At 35.2% G+C, this 19,610-nt stretch carries 14 protein-coding genes; 7 read left to right on the forward strand and 7 right to left on the reverse strand.

The annotated features are described in order from the left end of the window. Positions 1–67: 67 nt before the first annotated feature. The 6 genes from purL to GJV76_RS03555 form a co-directional block, all read right to left on the reverse strand. Positions 68–3,739: a phosphoribosylformylglycinamidine synthase gene (purL, locus tag GJV76_RS03530; RefSeq protein ID WP_155091264.1), complete on the reverse strand. Its 3,672-nt coding sequence runs from the start codon at positions 3,737–3,739 to the stop codon at positions 68–70. A 172-nt stretch (positions 3,740–3,911) separates the two neighbouring features. Continuing rightward, the gene (locus GJV76_RS03535) at positions 3,912–4,676 is read right to left on the reverse strand and encodes a glycosyltransferase family 2 protein (RefSeq protein WP_155091265.1); all 765 of its coding nucleotides are present in this window, start codon (positions 4,674–4,676) and stop codon (positions 3,912–3,914) included. A 56-nt stretch (positions 4,677–4,732) separates the two neighbouring features. Beyond that, the gene (locus GJV76_RS03540) at positions 4,733–5,482 is read right to left on the reverse strand and encodes a glycosyltransferase family 2 protein (protein WP_155091266.1); all 750 of its coding nucleotides are present in this window, start codon (positions 5,480–5,482) and stop codon (positions 4,733–4,735) included. A 51-nt stretch (positions 5,483–5,533) separates the two neighbouring features. Then, the gene (locus GJV76_RS03545) at positions 5,534–7,396 is read right to left on the reverse strand and encodes an LTA synthase family protein (protein WP_155091267.1); all 1,863 of its coding nucleotides are present in this window, start codon (positions 7,394–7,396) and stop codon (positions 5,534–5,536) included. Positions 7,397–7,471: 75 nt separating this feature from the next. Further along, the gene (locus GJV76_RS03550; protein WP_155091268.1) at positions 7,472–8,287 is read right to left on the reverse strand and encodes a 2,3,4,5-tetrahydropyridine-2,6-dicarboxylate N-succinyltransferase; all 816 of its coding nucleotides are present in this window, start codon (positions 8,285–8,287) and stop codon (positions 7,472–7,474) included. A 31-nt stretch (positions 8,288–8,318) separates the two neighbouring features. Then, entirely contained in the window at positions 8,319–9,158 is an 840-nt protein-coding gene (locus tag GJV76_RS03555; RefSeq protein ID WP_155091269.1) for an NAD(P)-dependent oxidoreductase, read from the reverse strand. A gap of 171 nt (positions 9,159–9,329) precedes the next feature. Between GJV76_RS03555 and GJV76_RS03560 the strand changes: the two genes are divergently transcribed. The 5 genes from GJV76_RS03560 (at position 9,330) to GJV76_RS03580 (ending at position 17,189) form a co-directional block, all read left to right on the forward strand. Continuing rightward, positions 9,330–10,193 carry a helix-turn-helix domain-containing protein gene (locus GJV76_RS03560; RefSeq protein WP_155091270.1) on the forward strand — a complete coding sequence of 288 codons (864 nt, stop codon included), beginning with the start codon at positions 9,330–9,332 and terminating at the stop codon, positions 10,191–10,193. Positions 10,194–10,708: 515 nt separating this feature from the next. Next, positions 10,709–11,830 (forward strand): efflux RND transporter periplasmic adaptor subunit, encoded by a 1,122-nt coding sequence (locus GJV76_RS03565; RefSeq protein WP_155091271.1) that lies wholly within the window; start codon positions 10,709–10,711, stop codon positions 11,828–11,830. Positions 11,831–11,847: 17 nt separating this feature from the next. Then, complete coding sequence (locus GJV76_RS03570) at positions 11,848–15,000, forward strand: efflux RND transporter permease subunit (protein ID WP_155091272.1); 3,153 nt, start codon at positions 11,848–11,850, stop codon at positions 14,998–15,000. 102 nt (positions 15,001–15,102) lie between these two features. Beyond that, complete coding sequence (locus tag GJV76_RS03575) at positions 15,103–16,491, forward strand: efflux transporter outer membrane subunit (RefSeq protein ID WP_155091273.1); 1,389 nt, start codon at positions 15,103–15,105, stop codon at positions 16,489–16,491. Between the two features lie 266 nt (positions 16,492–16,757). Continuing rightward, positions 16,758–17,189: a hypothetical protein gene (locus GJV76_RS03580; RefSeq protein WP_230381491.1), complete on the forward strand. Its 432-nt coding sequence runs from the start codon at positions 16,758–16,760 to the stop codon at positions 17,187–17,189. A gap of 70 nt (positions 17,190–17,259) precedes the next feature. Here the strand turns inward: GJV76_RS03580 and GJV76_RS03585 are convergent, their stop codons facing one another. Continuing rightward, the gene (locus tag GJV76_RS03585; protein ID WP_155091274.1) at positions 17,260–17,877 is read right to left on the reverse strand and encodes a hypothetical protein; all 618 of its coding nucleotides are present in this window, start codon (positions 17,875–17,877) and stop codon (positions 17,260–17,262) included. Positions 17,878–18,886: 1,009 nt separating this feature from the next. On the opposite strand from GJV76_RS03585, the gene GJV76_RS03590 reads away from it, so the two are divergent. Further along, a complete protein-coding gene (locus tag GJV76_RS03590; protein ID WP_155091275.1) occupies positions 18,887–19,087 on the forward strand; it encodes a hypothetical protein in 201 nt (66 codons plus the stop codon). Between the two features lie 259 nt (positions 19,088–19,346). Continuing rightward, a complete protein-coding gene (locus GJV76_RS03595; protein WP_155091276.1) occupies positions 19,347–19,547 on the forward strand; it encodes a hypothetical protein in 201 nt (66 codons plus the stop codon). Positions 19,548–19,610 lie beyond the last annotated feature (63 nt).

The raw sequence follows: 19,610 nt of genomic DNA on the forward strand, positions 1-19,610 counted from the left end.
CAAGAACAAGGTAATACAAATAACAAAGCCTCCCATTAGGAGGCTTTGTTGTATGTAAGCTATTTGATTATTTAGCGTTGTTTGCTTCAATCCACTCGCGTGCATTAACGAATGCTTCCATCCAAGGAGAAACTTCATCTTTTCTTCCTTCTGGATAGTTAGCCCAGTGCCATTGGAATAATGAACGCTCGATGTGAGGCATCATTACTAAGTGGCGTCCTGTTGTATCACACATCATAGCAGTGTTAAAGTCAGAACCATTAGGGTTAGCAGGGTAAGCCTCATAGGCATACTTCGCTACGATATTGTATTTATCTTCTGTCTCAGGTAAGTTGAATTTACCTTCTCCATGAGAAACCCATACTCCTAAAGTACTTCCTTTTAAAGTTGAAAGCATAATAGAGTTGTTCTCTTGAATAGTTACAGAAGTAAAGATACTCTCGTGTTTTTGAGATTCGTTATGTTGCATCTTACCGTGTACTTCGTGCTCAGGATTGATTAATTCTAATTCCATAAACAACTGACACCCGTTACAGATACCTACAGATAAAGTGTCCTGACGAGCAAAGAAGTTTTTCAATGCTGTATTTGCTTTCTCATTGTACATAAATGCACCAGCCCATCCTTTTGCAGATCCTAATACGTCAGAGTTAGAGAATCCACCTACAGCTCCGATAAATTGGATATCTTCAAGCGTTTCTCTACCTGAAATAAGGTCTGTCATGTGAACGTCTTTTACATCAAAACCAGCTAAGAACATTGCATTAGCAACCTCTCTTTCTGAGTTACTACCTTTCTCGCGGATAATAGCTGCTTTAGGTCTTGGTTTAGAAGCGTCAACTACAGGTTTTTTACCGTCAAACTGAGTTGGGAAACTGAAGTTTAAAGGTTGTTCTTTATAGTTGTTATAACGATCTGCGGCCTTGTTATTCTTTGTTTGTTTTTGGTCTAATAAATAAGACGTTTTCATCCAAGTATCTCTAATAGCAGGTACGCTAAATGCGAAGTGATCTGATCCATTAGTGAATGATACTTTCTCATCAGTAGTAACCGTACCGATCTTAACAGCTACAACTCCTTTAGCAGCTAATGCTTGTTCTAAAGTAGCGTCGTCTTTAGCTTGAACGATAAGCGCGATGTTTTCGTTAAACAATGCTTTTACGGTGTCTTTCTCGTTAAGAGCAGTCAAGTCATATTTAGCACCTAAGTTCACATCTGCAAACGTCATTTCTAAAAGAGAAGTAACTAAACCACCACTTCCGATATCGTGTCCAGCAGCGATTTGTTCGTTAGCTACTAATTCTTGAATAGCATTGAATGCATTTTTAAAGTAAGCCGCATCAGTGATAGTAGGAACCTCTTGACCAATCTTGTTTAGTACTTGTGCAAAAGAAGAACCTCCCAATTTGAAGTTGTCTTTAGACAAGTTGATATAGTAAATAGAACCAGCGTTTTTCTTTAAAGTAGGTTCTACTATTTTAGTAATATCTGTACAGTTTGCTGCAGCAGAGATAATAACAGTACCAGGAGCAATAACTTCATCGTTAGGATACTTCTGCTTCATTGATAATGAATCTTTTCCTGTAGGGATATTGATCCCTAATTCGATAGCGAAGTCCGAACACGCTTTTACAGCTTTGTATAAACGAGCATCTTCTCCAGCATTGTTACATGCCCACATCCAGTTTGCTGATAAAGAAACGTTTTTGATTCCTTCTTTAAGAGGAGCCCAAACGATATTAGATAAAGCCTCAGCAATAGCATTTCTACTTCCTGCAGCAGGATCTACGATAGCTACTACAGGAGCGTGTCCTACAGTAGTTGCGATACCTTCTTTACCTTTGTAATCAAGTGCCATAGCACCTAAGTTATTTAATGGCAATTGTAATGGGCCTGTACATTGTTGTTTAGCCACACGACCTCCCACACAACGGTCTACTTTATTTGTCAACCAATCTTTAGAAGCTACAGCTTCTAATTGTAACAATTGGTTTAAGTATTCTTCTACTTTTGATACAGAGTAATCTAAATCAGCATATACACGGTTGATTGTTTGATCATCCATGATTGTCTTAGGAGAGCTTCCGAACATATCTTCGATAGCGAAGTCCATTGGTTTATCTCCTTTTGTTTTAGATTCTATCGTAAAGCGGTGATCATTAGTAATCTCACCAACAGTGTACATCGGAGCGCGTTCTCTTTCTGCAATTCTCGCTAAAGTATCGATGTCTTTTTGACCGATTACTAATCCCATTCTTTCTTGAGACTCATTACCAATAATTTCTTTAGCAGATAGCGTAGGGTCACCCACAGGTAGAGCATCTAAGTTGATATTTCCACCTGTTTCTTCTACTAATTCAGAAAGACAGTTTAAGTGTCCACCTGCACCGTGATCGTGAATAGATACGATAGGGTTATGTTCAGCCTCTACCATCGCACGGATAGCATTAGCAGCACGTTTTTGCATCTCTGGGTTAGAACGTTGGATAGCGTTTAACTCAATTCCAGAACCGAAAGCACCTGTATTAGCAGAAGATACTGCCGCACCTCCCATACCGATTCTGTAGTTCTCACCACCTAAGATCACCACTTGGTCACCTTCAGTTGGTTTGTGTTTTAAAGCTTGGTCTAATTTACCGTATCCAATACCACCAGCTTGCATAATCACTTTGTCAAACCCTAATTTACGAGCGTCTTCTTCATGCTCGAATGTAAGGATAGACCCTGTGATTAAGGGTTGACCGAATTTGTTACCAAAGTCAGAAGCACCATTAGAAGCTTTGATTAAGATATCGATAGGCGTTTGGTATAACCATGCTCTTTCGTCCATTGCTTGTTCCCATGGACGGTTTTCTTCTAAGCGAGAGTATGATGTCATATAGATAGCAGTACCTGCTAACGGCAATGAACCTTGCCCACCAGCTAAACGGTCGCGTATCTCTCCTCCAGATCCTGTAGCAGCACCATTAAAAGGTTCTACAGTAGTAGGGAAGTTATGCGTTTCTGCTTTTAATGAAATAACAGAGTCAAACTCAGTCTCTGCATAGAAGTCAGGTTTGTCTGCCGATTTAGGAGCAAACTGCGTTACTTTAGGTCCTTTGACAAAAGCAACGTTATCTTTATAAGCCGAAACAATATCATTAGGATTTGTCTCAGATGTTTTTCTAATTAATTTGAAAAGAGAAGTAGGTTGCTCTTCTCCGTCGATGATGAAGGTACCGTTAAATATTTTGTGACGGCAGTGTTCTGAGTTCACTTGTGAGAATCCGAATACCTCAGAGTCTGTAAGTTTACGTCCCAATTTAGTCGCTAAGTCATTTAGGTAAGTAATCTCTTCATCGTTTAAAGCTAAACCTTCTTGTGCGTTGTATTTAGCGATGTCCTCAATGTAGTTAATTGCTTCTGGAGCAATATTGATTGCAAAGATGTCTTGGTGTAGTGTTTCGAACTCTTGTGATAACATTGGATCGAATGCTTCACAGTCTTCTGCTTTTACGAACTCTTCAATGCGAATAATTCCAGTGATTCCCATATTTTGAGTAATCTCTACAGCATTGGTACTCCATGGAGTAATCATCGTAGCACGTGGACCGACAAATTTAGCGTTGATTGTTTTCTCGTTGATGTGCTTGGCATTGCCAAATAACCAGTTTAACTTTTGGATATCTTCATTAGATAAGTTGTTCTCCACCTGTACTGTGTAGAACTTTCTCGAAGGGTTTTCGAAGAAATGAATCATTGCGTTAAGAATATTTAGTTGTTGTTGTAATGCACAAAAATAGACTAAAAAATAAGATTTTGAAAATTAATGTTTCAATGGACTTAAAAAGATAAAATTGCCTTTTACTATAGCTAAAAAGCTTGTATAAAAAAAGGTTTCAGACTCAAGCCTAAAACCTTTTTTACTATGATTATTTTTCAATATTATTTCGAAGCATCCACAGTTTTACATACCTTAAAAAGGTAGCATAACCATTTAAAAATGACAAGATAAGTCCTGGTATTCCATCTCTAAAACCTTGTTTTAAAAAATAGTGTTTTAAAAAACGCAATCCTGGTTTTAAAATAAAGTGAAAGAAGGTCAGCTTGCCTGTTTTTAGGTTGTAATCTTCTGCTTGTAATGTTGCATAGTGACTTAATTTCTGTACGTGAAAGTCAAAACCCCTATAGGTATTGTGATAGAGTTTATTCTTTAGAAAACCTATTTGGCCTTCCACTTGTAAATTCTCGTGAACTTTATTTACATAAAAACTATTGTCTTTTTTAAAAAGGCGAACTACTTTGTCATTCTGATATCCTGAATAATTAATTGGTCTTTCAAAAAAGTAATTACGTCTAAAAACCCAGTAAGCTTGATATTGATTTTGTTTGTTGTTTTTAAAGAGTTCGATTATTTCTTCTCTTAATTCTGCAGTTAATTGTTCATCTGCATCTAATAATAAAACCCATTCTGTGTCTATTTGTGTGATAGCCCAGTTTTTTTGATCGGAGTAGTTATCAAATTTTCTTGTTAACACTTTTGCTCCTAACTCTGTTGCTATCTCTACAGTTTTATCCGTACTACAAGAATCGATTAAATAGACCTCTTCTACTATATCAATAGCAGATAAAATGCAGTCCCTAATTTTAGTTTCTTCATTTTTGGTTGGAATTAGAAGTGTTAGTTTGTTTTTCATTTTATTTGGTCCCTACTTTATAAAATAGCTATCTGTTTAATATAACTTTATGTGATTTATTTTATTGCTCTATGTAAATTGATTAACTTGACATACTTCATGAAAGAAAAGAAAGATTGTATTAAGGAAAATGCAAAACCATCAATTCCGTTAAGAATGCCTTTTTTGAAGAAATAACATCTCACAAAAGCAACTGTTCCATTTAAAATAGGTTTAAAAGCCGAGACTTTTTTTCCTTTTTCAAATAATTGTTGTGCAGCCCAAGTAGAATATTGATTCTTCTTGTCTATTACTTGTTTGTAAGATTCCCACCCATAGTGCAAGATGTGTACATTAACGCTTTTTTCATTGGTAGCGATAATGTATTGATGAGCCATATGATCTGAAGGAAAAGCTGTTTTTTTATTAAAAAAGCGAACTTTTGAATCGGGATACCATCCAGAGAAATTAATAAGTTTGTTTCCTAAGAAATTTTTGACTCTAAATTTATAGGCATCAATGGTGCTGTTTTCATATTCTTTTTTGCGAATAAATGCTAAAGCATCCTCGTCTAAGAACTCATCAGCATCTAAGTTCATTATCCAGTCATTTTTACAATATTGCAAACCATACGTTCGTTGTGGACCATCACCTAAGTATGCTTGCAAATAAACTTTTGCTCCTTTGCTCTTTGCTATTTCGACTGTTTTATCTGTGCTATTTGAATCAATGATGATTACCTCTTCACAGTACTGAAATAATGAATCTAAACACTTTCCAATGTTTTTTTCCTCATTAAATGTTATTACTAATCCAGTTATTGGCATAATTGTTCGTTGTATATAAGCTGTATAAAGATAGTGTTAATGTTGTAATTTTTAATCTATGGTAAGTTGATTATTTTTTACTCTAAAATTAAATGATTGTATGTAAGCTTTGATGAAATCTTCCATTTGTTTTAGAACCTCTAATTCAGTATTCATTAGATTGTTCTTAAGTAATGGATCTGTTTTCCAATTGTATAATCCCAATGTTTTCTTTCCATCAAAAGCTAAGTAATAATCGCCTTTTTCGTAGTTGTATATATTGTCTAAGTAGTTAACAACAAAATCTTGCTCTGATTTATACGATTTACCATAAGTAACTATTTTGGTGTTAATTTGCAGATAATCCATTAAACTTGGCAAGATATCAATCTGTTGAAAGTTCTTTTCTACTTTTTCTATTGAAAGACTTTCGTCTCCAGGTGCAAAAAATAAGATTGGAACTCTGAACTTACCTACATTAGTTTTCCAATGGTCTTCCTTGGGTTCTGAGCAAGTGTGATCAGCTGTAATAACAAAGATTGTGTTGTTGTACCACTCTTTAGTTTTAGCTGTTTCAAAGAATTTCTTCAAGGAGTAGTCTGCATAGGCAATAGATTCGTGAATGTCAGCATTTCCCTTTGGAAATTTCCCTTTGTATTTCTCAGGTATGGTATAGGGGTTGTGTGATGAAATTGTAAATAAAGTCGTAAAAAAAGGCTTTTTAAACTCATCTAGTTTTTTTGCATAAAACTGTAAGAACTCTTCATCGAATATTCCCCATGCACCATCGAATGCCTCTGGACCTTGATATTCATTCTTTCCATAATACTCATCAAATCCCGCCACATTTGCATATTGGTCAAAGTTTTGACTTCCGTTAAATGCTCCATGGAAGAAAGCGGTGTGATAACCATTTTCTTTTAAGATTTTGGGTAGGGTATATACATCGTTTAGTGCATAGCTCGATGATATAAAGGTTCTGTTCATTAAACTTGGAATGCTTGAGATAGCTGAAGGTACAGCATCTATAGAAACTTTACCATTGGCAAAAGCATTTTCAAAGAAATGACTGTTTTGTGCTAAAGAGTCCATAAAAGGAGTTAAGCCTCTGTGCATGGTTTCTCTACCAAAACTCTCCACTATTAATAGGACAACATTCTTTTTATTTATGCTATCATACTTGAATTCTTGTATAGGATTAAAGACTTTATTTAGTTCGCTATCAGTGAAAAATTGTACTTCTTCCAAGACCTCACTTTTCCCCATTGTCTTGATAACAGAGAAAGGTGTGTTTAAGACAAGTGCTGTGTTTTTTAGCCCACCGTACTGAGAAGCATCTACTAATCTTATGGGTTTATGCTGTAAACCACCACGGCCTAAAACAAGCATAATACCTATAACTAATATTGCTATAATGATATCTTTTACGTTGATATAACTTCTTTTTATTTTGTAATCTATCTTTCTGTAAATCAACCAAAAAATAAAGAAAGATAAAAACATGAATAGTGGTATCCACCAATAATCAACAATAAAGTTTTTTAGTAGACCTGGTATTTCTTGCTCCATTCCAGTAGCTGTAATGAAGGCATAAGAACTACGGCGACCAATGAATTTAAAGTATTCGTAATCTACGTAGTTCAAGCATAGAAAGAAAATATTGACTAAGTAAAAACTGTAAAATAAGAATTGTTGGTAACCTGCTCTGGTTTGAAATTTACCTGGAAAGATATGAAGTAGGGCAAAAGCCATATTTAAAAATCCCAGCGCAGCAAGGTCAAATCGCAATCCACCTATAAATACTTTCCAATCCCATGGATCTAACAAGTGACTGTTATAGAAATAGAACCCTATTCTACATACTTGATAGAAGATAAAGATTAAAGCAAATCTTTTGAAAAATAAAATACAATTTTGAGAAAGAAGTTTACTCATGATATTTGATTAATAATTTGTAATAAATTAAAACAGAGTACCCGTAAGTACTCTGTTTTAACAGATGTAACATGATTATACAGCTACATTATACTCTCTTAAGGCATCGTTTAACGATGTCTTTAAATCCGTTGATGCTTTGCGTGTTCCAATTATTAAAGCACACGGCACTTGATATTCACCAGCAGGGAATTTCTTTGTATACGAACCCGGTATCACTACAGAGCGCTCTGGTACATATCCTTTTATTTCTTTAGGAGTATCTCCTGTTACATCTATAATTTTAGTAGACGCTGTCAGTACCACATTAGCACCTAATACAGCCTCTTTTCCTACTCGAACACCTTCTACTACGATACAACGCGATCCGATAAATGCATTGTCTTCTATAATTACAGGAGCTGCCTGTAGGGGTTCTAGTACTCCTCCGATACCTACACCACCTGATAAGTGTACGTTCTTTCCAATTTGAGCACATGATCCTACTGTAGCCCATGTGTCTACCATCGTCCCCTGATCTACATAAGCACCTATATTCACATATGATGGCATTAATATCACTCCAGCAGAAATATAGGCTCCATGACGAGCCACAGCATTAGGCACTACTCTGATTCCCTTTTCAGCATAATTCTTCTTCAGAGGCATTTTGTCGTGATATTCAAAGATACCAGCTTCTAAAGTTTCCATCTTTTGGATAGGGAAGTAAAGTACCACTGCCTTTTTTACCCATTCATTGATTTGCCATTCTGTTCCCTTAGGTTCAGCTACACGCAATTTACCACTGTCAATCAGCTCTATAACTTCACGAATAGTATTTTGAGTGTTTTGATCTTGTAAAAGTGAGCGGTCTTCCCACGCTTTTTCGATTACTTCTTGTAAGTGCGTCATCTGTATTAGATTGAGGTTTGTTAATATATAATTATTGAATGGCTTTGATTACCGCCATTAAGTCTTGTTCTGCTAATCCTTGTTCACTGGCCTTTGCATACGCTTGTTCTGCAGCCTGTGTCAGAGCAGTATCCCATCCTGCCTCTTGTGCTAAGCGAATGTCCTTTAGCATAAATTTTAGTGGAAATGCAGCAGGATAATCATCGCTTAGGATAGCAGAGGTCTTTATCTTACTCATACCAGAGCCACATGCACTATCATTTACGATAGCAGTCATCATCTCTCTATTTATTCCATTTTGTTCAGCCAATAGCACAGTCTCAGCTAGTCCTTGTACTACTACAGACATATAGTAGTTAATGGCTAGTTTAGCTTTACTACCACTACCTGATTCTCCTAAGTAGTAATGACTTTTTCCCATAACCTCGAAGTATGGGATAGTGCGTTCGTAGATTGTTTTGTCTCCACCTACTAAGAATAGTAGTGTACCATCTACAGCAGGCTTTACACTTCCTGATATAGGAGCATCTAGATAATGAGCCTTTTTTTCTTGTATTTGTTGATATAGTTTTTTAGCTAAGACAGGTGATATAGTACTGCTATTGACAAAAGTCTTTCCCGTTATCTCCTGTGTGAGAATTTGGTTGAATGTATCTTCTACAATTGCATCGTTAGGCAAGGTTAAGAAGACTATATCAGATGCTTTAATGAAAGCAGTTAATTCTTGAATAGCAACAGCTCCTTTCGCCACTAATGGGGATACTTTATTAGGGATGCGTTGGTATATATTAAGCTTATATCCAGCCTTTAAAAGGTTTTCTGCCATTGGGTTTCCCATATTTCCAAGTCCTATCCATCCAATTGTCTTCATAGTCTATCCTGTCTGTGATTTTGTTCGAAAAGCAAATATAATTAATAATGTTCATTTTTATCGTGTTTGAGTTAAACAAGCGCTATATTCTATAAGTGAATGAAGTCGTGGGTTATTGTAGTTATTGTCAAAATAAAATATATTTGCTTACAAGGATATACAACCAAAAGTATGAAGGACATTAAATGGGAGACACTCGATAGACTAAAAGCAGGTTTTAAAGAACTGGAGGCTAAAGGTGAGTTTATTTATATGCCTACTATTAACTTGGACTATTATCCAGGGGAACCTTATCGATCTAATTATTATGGAATTGGTCTATTAGAACAAGGAGAGATTACTTTCTATATTGATTTAACGCGTTATCACATCCAAGCTCCAGCTATTATCTTTGCAGATACCACTTCGATTAAACGTTGGGACAAAACCAAGCGCACTTATGAAATGCGTACTATTTTGTTCTCTGAAGACTTTATGCAGAGCAAGCTTATTGAGAATAATGTGTTGAATTCTTTTTCTGATTTGTCGAGTTTAGGTGGTTGTGTGACTCAATTAAACGAAGTTGAGTTTACTAATTTTCTGACTTTGTTTAAAGTCATAGATAGTCGTGTGAACTCTGACAATCCATTTCACATTGAAGTTGTACGTGGTGCAATCTACAGCATGATTAATGAGGTGGCGTATATGTATGAAAAATACGGTAACCAAACTAAAGCACTTCACTCTTTAGATTTGCGTTTTCGAGAGGCTGTAGCTAAGCATTGCAAACAACAACGAAGTGTTCAGTTTTATGCCGAGTATCTACATGTACACCCCAAATATCTCAGTCATGTTATTTCTACAGAAACAGGAATGACTGCCAGTGAATGGATACAATCTCAAGTAGTGTTAGAAGCAAAAGTTTTGCTGCAAGATCATACGATATCAGTGGGAACTATTGCTGAGGTATTAAACTTTCCTGACCAAAGTACTTTTGGTAAATACTTTAAAAAATACGCGGGAATTAGCCCAAGTAACTATCGAGAGAATCTATGATTGTCTTTTTGATTGAATTTTCTTTACCAATATCAAGTGTTTTTTAACCTTCAATTGGCCTACTTGTCTTTTTTATAAGACACTCTCTTTTTGGTTTGTAAGGATGTTTTTCCTTCTCAAGTAATTTGTTTACAGTGATTTATTGGTTTTTTAGGCTCATTTTAATCTAAATATTAAAATATACTTAAAAGTACTTAATCCGTGTTTTTGTACAATTATACCGAACTTTATTAATTGTTTGTAGTTCACAATACAAGGAATTTTGCCAAAGAGTTTTTAGAATGTAATAAAACTATTTTTTAGGATTGTGATTTGTAACAGGCTGTTTAAGGAATGTTGCTATACTTCATAACTATTTGTTTGGTACTTGGTTTATTGATGGGAATCTTACCTTTTGACTAAAAAAACTGCTTTTTAGCCCTTTATACCTACCCTTTGAACAGATAATTTTGCCATTGATAAAAATAGAAGATTTACTTCTAAGCTTTTTAGTCATCATTAATAACGATTAAAAAATGAACAAAACAACAGCATTTTTGACCTTATCCATTTTAGCCTTTACAGGGGCTTGTCAAGATAAAAACCAAGATGGAGGACACGGATATACAGGCCAAGTTGAGGCTTATCCAATGCTTTCAATACAAAAAGAGAAAGCAAATATATACAGCGATTACCCAGTAGTCTTACAAGGGGTAAAAGATGTGGAATTACGACCAAAAATAGATGGATTTATTGAGTCTATACTGGTTGATGAAGGACAGTCTGTTCGCAAAGGGCAAGTATTGTTTACGATTTATGCCCCTCAATTTCAAGAGGAAAATGCAAGTGCTATTGCCAATGTAAAAAGAGCTGAAGCTGAATTGAATGATGCTATAATGCAAGTAGCCAAAGCTAAACCACTTGTTCAAGAGGGAATTATCAGTAATTACGAATTAGAATCTGCCCAGTATGCTTTGAGAAGCAAGGAGGCTCAACTTGCACAAGCTAAAGCAAATCTAAGCAATGCAAAAGCTAATGTTGGATATACACAAATTGTAGCGCCATTTGATGGAGTTATTGGACTTATTCCATATAAAGTTGGTGCATTAGTAAGTAGTGCTTCTGCTCAAGCGTTGACCACTATTTCTGATATTACTTCTGTGAATGCTTATTTCTCAATGAACGAAAAACAGTTTTTTGATTTTATGCAGAAAGCACAAGACAAGTCATTATCTGAGCGTATTGCATCGCTTCCAGAGGTGAGTTTGATTTTAGCTAATGGAGGGGAATATGCATACAAAGGAAAGATTAATACAGTAAGCGGGCAAATTGATCCACTAACAGGGAGTATTAATTTTAGAGCAGTATTTTCAAATCCAAAAGCATTATTGAGAAGTGGTAATAGTGCTACTCTTCGCGTATACGAAGATATACAAGAGGCAATATTAGTACCTCAAAAAGCTACTTATGACGTACAAGGAAAGCGATTTGTCTATGTCGTAGGAGCTGATGGAATTGTAAAAAGTACTGAAATCAAGATTATGGATAAAGTACCTTCAAGTCAATTTTTCATTGTAGAAGATGGATTAAAACAAGGAGATAAAATTGTCAGTGAAGATATTGGTGGCCTAAGTGATGGTACTCAAATTAAACTATAAAGTAAGGGGATATAATTATGTTGAGAAGATTTATAGAGAATCCCGTATTATCAACAGTAATATCAATTATTATTGTGATACTCGGGGTGTTAGGACTGTCATCTTTACCGATGACACAATATCCTGAGATTGCTCCACCTACGGTACAGGTTACTGCAAATTATCAAGGTGCTAATGCAGAAGCTGTGATGAAGAGTGTAATCACACCATTAGAGGAGCAGATTAACGGAGTAGAAGATATGGCTTACATCAACTCAAAAGCGAGTAATGATGGTTCTGCTGTTATAACAATTACATTTAATCAAGGGGCAGATCCAGATATGGCTGCCGTTAACGTTCAAAACCGCGTAAGTCAGGCTATGAGTCAACTTCCAGAAGAAGTTGTCAAACAAGGGGTTACCACTACCAAGCGATTGGCAAGTGAGATCTTTAGTTTCCTTTTCTATAGTGAAGATGGACAGTTTGATCAGGCGTTTTTAGAGAATTATACACGCATTAACTTATTGCCAAAGATAAAGCGTATCAATGGTGTAGGAGATGCTGCGATATATGGAGGAAGAGAGTACAGTATGCGTATTTGGTTGAAGCCAAATGTCATGGCATCGTATAGTTTGACTCCAACAGATATTATAAATGCTTTGCACGAGCAAAATGTGGAAGCCGCTCCTGGTAAGGTAGGGGAGAATAGTCAACAGAGTTTCCAATATGCGCTGAAATACACAGGGCGATTAGAAACTCCAGAAGAATTTGGAGATATTGTTATTCGATCTTTAGGCAATGGTAAGGTATTGTATTTAAGAGATGTTGCCGAGATTGACTTGGGGGCTTATTCGTATGCAATGACGATGACTGCCTATGGAGAACACGGTACCTATGTAGCAGTAAACCAAACAGCGGGTTCGAATGCTTATGATATTATTAAGCAATGTGAACAAGTCTTGCAAGAGGCTGAAAAAGACCTGCCAGCAGGTGCTAAATTTGCTGTTTATGCAAACTCAAATGACTTTTTATTAGCTTCGATTGACAAATTAATATCAACATTGATTGAAGCCTTTGTTTTGGTATTTATTGTTGTATTGGTATTCTTACAAGATTGGCGCTCTACACTTATTCCTGCTATTGCAGTACCAGTAGCGATAATTGGAACATTCTTCTTCTTGAATTTGTTCGGATTTACAATTAACCTATTGACTTTGTTTGCCCTTGTACTCTCCATTGGGATTGTAGTGGATGATGCCATTATCGTTGTAGAGGCGGTACACGCCAAGTTATATGAAGGTGCTGAAAGTGCTAAAAAGGCAACAATCAGTGCAATGGATGAGTTAACTACTGCGATTATCTCGATTACCTTAGTTATGTCAGCAGTATTCGTACCTGTAACTTTTATTGAAGGATCTGTTGGAGTATTTTACAAGGAGTTTGGTATCACCTTAGCAGTTGCTATTTTAATATCAGCTATTAATGCCTTGACTTTGAGTCCAGCATTATGTGCGATTATGTTAAAGCCAGAATCTGGTATACATCAAGAAAAAAGAGGAGTGATAAATAGGCTGAAAACAGCTTTCAACAGCAGTTTTGATCGAATGACTGATCGCTATGTTGGTGTTTTGAAGTTTTTAAACAAGCGCTTGTGGCTTGCCTTAACTACAGTAGTTGTTTTTGCGGGTATATTTATGTATTTAACCAAAACAACTCAAACGGGATTTGTTCCTAATGAAGACAGTGCTTCAATATATGGTAATATTATCTTAGCTCCGTCTACTTCTTTAGAAGAAACAGAGCGCATTTCCAATCAGATTGACAGTATTGCTATGAGTATCCCAGAGGTTAAGTTTACTTCTCGTTTGGCAGGTATGGACTTTTTTAGTGGAAATGGTAGTTCGTATGCTGTTGAGTTTATCAAATTAAAACACTGGAGTGAACGCAAGGAAAAAGGGCAAGATATTCACAGTGTAGTAGGACAGTTATTTGCCAAAACAGCACATATCAAAGATGCTAATATCGTTTTCTTTGCCGCACCTACCTTACAAGGATTTGGTAATAGTTCGGGATTCGAAATTCAACTTCAAGATAAAACCGGTGGAGATTATAAAGAATTTGAACAGGTGATAGGTGGCTTTTTAGGAGCCTTGAATCAACGTGCTGAAATTATGTATGCCACTTCTTCATTTAATACTAATTTTCCTCAGTATGAAGTATCTGTAAACGTTGCAAAAGCGAAAGAAGCAGGAGTAACTGTAACAGAAGTTTTGACGACATTACAAGGGTATTTAGGAGGTATTTATGCTACGAATTTTAACCGATTTGGAAAACAGTATAAAGTGATGATTCAAGCTGATCCTAACTTTAGAGAAAATAAAGAAGCAATAGATAGATTGTATGTGAAAAATAGTCAAGGTGTTATGACACCTATCACTGCCTTTATCGATTTGCAGAAAGTATATAGCCCAGAGTTCTTAACTCGCTTTAATTTGTTTAATTCAGCTTTTGTAAATGGTAGTCCTAATGCAGGATACAGTTCGGGAGATGCAATTAACGCAATTGAAGAGGTAGCTGCTCAGACTTTGCCAAAAGGATACGGATTCGAGTATTCTGGTTTGTCAAGAGAAGAAAGTACAAGTGGAAACCAAACCATAGTTATTTTCATATTGTCCATTGTATTTGTTTACTTCTTACTTAGTGCGCAGTTCAAGAGTTATATTTTGCCATTAGCAGTATTATTTTCATTGCCAATTGGGCTTGCAGGAGCCTTTTTGTTTGCCAAGTTATTTGGAATAGAGAACAATATTTTCTTGCAGATTAGTTTGATTATGTTAATCGGATTATTGGCCAAAAATGCTATTCTTATTATTGAATTTGCACTGCAAAGACGTCTGCAAGGACAGCGAATTGCCGATGCAGCAATAGAAGGAGCGCGTTTGCGTCTGCGCCCAATTTTGATGACTTCCTTTGCTTTTATATTTGGTTTATTACCACTTATGTTGGCTACTGGTGCCGGAGCATTGAGCAACAAATCAATTGGTACTGCTGCCGTAGGAGGAATGTTGATTGGTACTTTAGTGGGGGTAATGGTAATACCAGCTCTTTTTATTGTGTTCCAATCCCTTCAAGAAAAAATTTCAGGAGCACCTGAAACGCTGGCAGATACTGCTATGGAGGAGGCTAATTAGTTATATAAAAAGGGTGGGAGGTATTTTTTAGACTGAGTACCTCCACTCTTTTACTTAACTGTTTTGCCCAGAGAATCAATTGTGATTTTAAATTATTAGACAATGAAAACTCATTATAAACTTTTACTTGCTTTAGCCATTGCGGGAGCATTGACCTCGTGTGGTTCAAGCAAAAGGTATCAACCTCAAGAAAGTGTTGATACTCAACTCTACAGAGATATTCAATCGACTGATACAACAAATATAGCTGATGTGAGTTGGCAAGAGTTCTTTGCGGATCCTTATTTGCAAGATTTAATCCAAAAAGGATTAGATAACAATCTTGATTTAAAGATGGGGATTGAGAGAATTAATGCTGCTCAAGCAATGCTCAAACAATCAAAGGCAGCCTTTCTACCTGATTTGAGTATCGGTGGTGGATTAAAGAGGTCACGTTTAGCTTATCCACAGGGCTTTGGCTTTGTAAAAGATGCAACCCAACACGATGTCTTTGCCAATACATCATGGGAACTTGATGTGTGGGGAAAACTCGCTAGTAGTAAACGCGCTACTTTTTATAGGTTAATGCAAACCGAAGCGGTTCAGCAAGCTGTACAAACGCAATTAGTTGCTCAGATAGCTGACTACTATTATCAATTATTGACCTTGGATGAGCAGGTGCGCATCTTGAAGCAAACTATTGAAAATAGACAAGAAGATGTCAAGACTATGAAGAACTTAAAGGAATCTAGTGTTGTTACTGGAGCTGCGGTTGTTCAAAGTGAAGCAAACTATTATGACGCTCAAGCAGATTTGCCACGAGTGTATCGCCAAATTAGAGAGATAGAGAATGCGCTAAGTACCTTGATAGGTCAAGTGGGAGAGGTGATTGATAGAGGAAGTTTTGAGAGTCAGAAAATGTATGAATCTATTCAAGTAGGTATTCCTGTTCAACTACTACAAAACAGACCCGATGTTCGAGTAGCAGAGTATGAGTTAGCCTCTTATTTTGAGGAAGTAAGTGCAGCAAGACGTGCATTTTATCCCTCTCTTACTTTAACAGCAGGGGTGGGATTCTCGAGTTATGAGTTTAAGGATTGGTTTACATCTACGGGGTTCTTTGCCAATGTAGCTGGAGGGTTATTGCAACCTATTTTTAATAAACGTTTAAACAAAACCAGATTAGAGGTTGCTAAAGCAAATTACCAGGAGAAGGTTTACAATTTTCAAAAAGCACTTTTAGTGGCTGGTCAAGAAGTTTCGGACGCACTTTACGCGTATCAGACTGCTGAAACTCAAGAACAAAATAGGCAAATACAAGTAGAGAAACTTTCCTTGGCCGTAGATTACACCAAAAAGCTACTGTTATATCATTCTTCGACTAATTATACGGATGTATTGACAAGTGAACAATCATATTTGTATGCGCAAATGCAAATCACAAACGATCGTTTACTCAAGTGGCAATCCGCTATTAAACTTTATCGTGCTTTAGGTGGTGGTGTAGATTAAAAGAATCTACATAAAAATATTGAAGGTTAGAGATTGACGTCATTTTTTAATCTGTGTTCTAAATGTTGACTTTGTTTTCATTTAGATAATAGCACTCCTTGATCGTTAGCAGCTTTACAGTTCTTGTGTTTCTTATTTTTTATATGCTAATGAGAGTTGAAATACAATGTGTTTAAAGAGCTGATTGTTCGAATTAGCTTTTGACAACTAATGTGTTGAGGAGTGTTTATTCCACAAACTGAATTATCAATTTAAAAACAATAAATATGTACGTAGGGATAAAACATTTACATTCTTTTATGGGATATGTGGTGCTATTAGGTATTTTAATTTCAATAGTATATGCTTGGAAGGCGTATATGAGTAATCAGCCGTACAACAAAAAGATAGCGGCTATAGGGCTGGGAGCAACCCATTTTCAAATTGTAGCAGGTGTTTTGATGTATTTTCTTTCTCCTTGGGGTATGAAAAGCCTCAGTGCAGATGCCATGCAGGATACTTTATTGCGACTTTACACAGTTGAACATCCGCTTGTTATGATTATTGCTGCAGTGATCATCACTATAGGTTTTTCAAAGGCAAAGCGCTTGAAAGATGCTAAGAAACAAAACCGTACTGTTGCTGTTTACTATGTGATTGGTTTAATATTAATATTAAGCCGAATACCATGGATGTTTTGGCCAGTAGCTTCTTATTAATTTTACTTTTTAATTATCGATTTTTTTTGTTTAATAGGGTGACTGAGAAGTCACCCTATTATTGTTTACTTTAAAATGATAAACGTATAATGCGGTCTAATTTTTCTTTATCAATATCAGGAGAGAATTCATTGTATAGTTCCTGTTTTAATAACGATACAATCGAAAAGAAATCCGAAGTAAGAGTTAAATAGTATTGTTCTACTTTCTCTACAGATTGATTTTCAGCAACTTTTATTTGACTGCTTTCTATCATCAAATTGCCTACGTGAACTAAGATTTTATCGAATGTCTCTGCTGAGGTATGCATTTGAAGAAAACCGAATTCAAATATAAGATCATGTAGGTTGTTCACTTCCTTTTCTATCTTCTTACCTGTAGCCAAGTGAGGACTAAGCGATTCTCGTTGTAAGATTGTGTTTAGTTGTGTTAGGAATTGAAAGAAAACCTCCTGTTTCTTTTCAAAAACCATTAAGTGTCGCTCTCTTTTTTCTTCACTTTTAGTTTGACCTTGTAGTAGTAAGACTGTTATAATAGCCGTAATTACAACACCAAGTAATGTTCCAAAGAATTGAGCAGGTAAGGTGTTTAATTCAAATATTTCGAAGGTAACAGCTGTAATCAAGAAAATGATTGTACATGCAATAATACCAAGCCTTGCCCAATCTGTTTTTTTTAGTAGGTTCATCAGTTAATAAAACTAAATAATTATACTAATCAAAGTAAGTCTATTTTTTATTGATAATCAATAGGCGTATAGTACAATATCTATGAATTTGTTTGTATGATAGTATTTTAAAGTCTTTTTTGAGCATTATTACCTGACCGTATATTGTCCTAAAGTTGTATTAAAGTTATAGTCATTTGGAGATAGAATCAGTAATTTTACTTCTTGTAAACAGGTAGATAATCCTGTTTTTCTATTTGTTATAAGTTGAATCAATAATATATGAACATTATTTAGTCAGTCATAGTAGTAAATAAGTTTATTATTGCATAACCATAGTTTAGGCACTCTTTTATAGGGTGCCTTTTCGTTTTTATATCGTTGAGATCTTAATGATTAAGGATCTGCTTGATCAATTAAGGGATGACAGGATATAAGTTTGTTTCACATTGGGGTATTATTCAAATTATGTTACAGCTTTTTCTTGTTGATTATTCAACTTTGGATTGAATATAAAACCTGTTTTCTTTGGGCTTTCTTTCACTTTTCTTGCTGTATCCTTGCACTTTTACTCGCTGAAAGGTGCATTTTAGCAGGAAAACCCCTAGCAATCTCCTAGAAAACCTCAAGAAAGTCCCATCTATTTAGTACTGATTTACTAATTATCCTTTTGGATAAGCACTTTTGATATAATGCCAGTTTTATCTTTTAGCTGTTAAGGTAGTTTTAATAGATGCTTTATTACTGATTTCAATTTTGTGGTCTTTGACTAGGCTGTAAATGGATTTCATTTCAGACTCAATAGGCAGTAATTATATGACTTGCTACATATGCTAACTTTTGATGCTGGTACTGTATTTTGAAGAAAATTCAGTAAAATGATTTTTATTTGAGTTTATTATATAGAATCGGTTTAAATAGTGAAAATGAAATAATAATTGCTAAAATTGTATTAAAATTTAATCCAAAAACGGGCTAAGCCTATTATATGTGCTATATTTACTACAGTAGTAAAGAAAAAAGTTAGATTATGAAAACAAGAGCAATGTTCGATTACGCACGTTTAGTTTTAGAAAATGTTAGTTTCGATCCTAAGTTGTTTTATAAGGAACTAAGAAAAGCCATCAACCATTTATTACCTTATGATGTAGAACAACTATCGAATTGGGTAAATGGATATGTACAAGATAAACCAGAGCTACATGATTCATTAAATTTAATAAACGCATAATATTAAAAAGCACTTCGCATGAAGTGCTTTTTTTATTTTTGTTGCGAATTCATACTGATTCATTAGCTTGATATCGGTTTTGAGATAACAATAAAGAATATTAACGCAATAGTTTATTATTTATTGTTCTTTTTAGATTGAAAAAAGATAATATTTTGTTTAGTTATTAAAATTTTATTAATTTTTATTTGAATAGTATATAATAAATAATTAAATGCTTAAGTTTATAGTATAATAAAAAACACTAAATGTATAAAGAATGAAATCACTTAATATGTTTGAGTTTGCTAGAACAATTTTAGAAAATGTAAGTTTCGATCCTCAGTTGTTTTACAAAGAGCTTCAAAAAGCAATTAAACAATTGTTACCATATGATGTGGATCAATTAACGAGTTGGGTATCAGGTTATGTAAAAGAAAAACCTGAACTACAAGGTTCATTAAAATTAATTAACGTTTAAAATATGCAAGCATCCCTTGAATTGGGATGCTTTTTTTATCGTTATTTCAAAGCTCTAATTCGT

The sequence above is a fragment of the Myroides albus genome, from assembly GCF_009711045.1.
GTDB classification, from domain to species: Bacteria; Bacteroidota; Bacteroidia; order Flavobacteriales; family Flavobacteriaceae; genus Flavobacterium; species Flavobacterium album_A.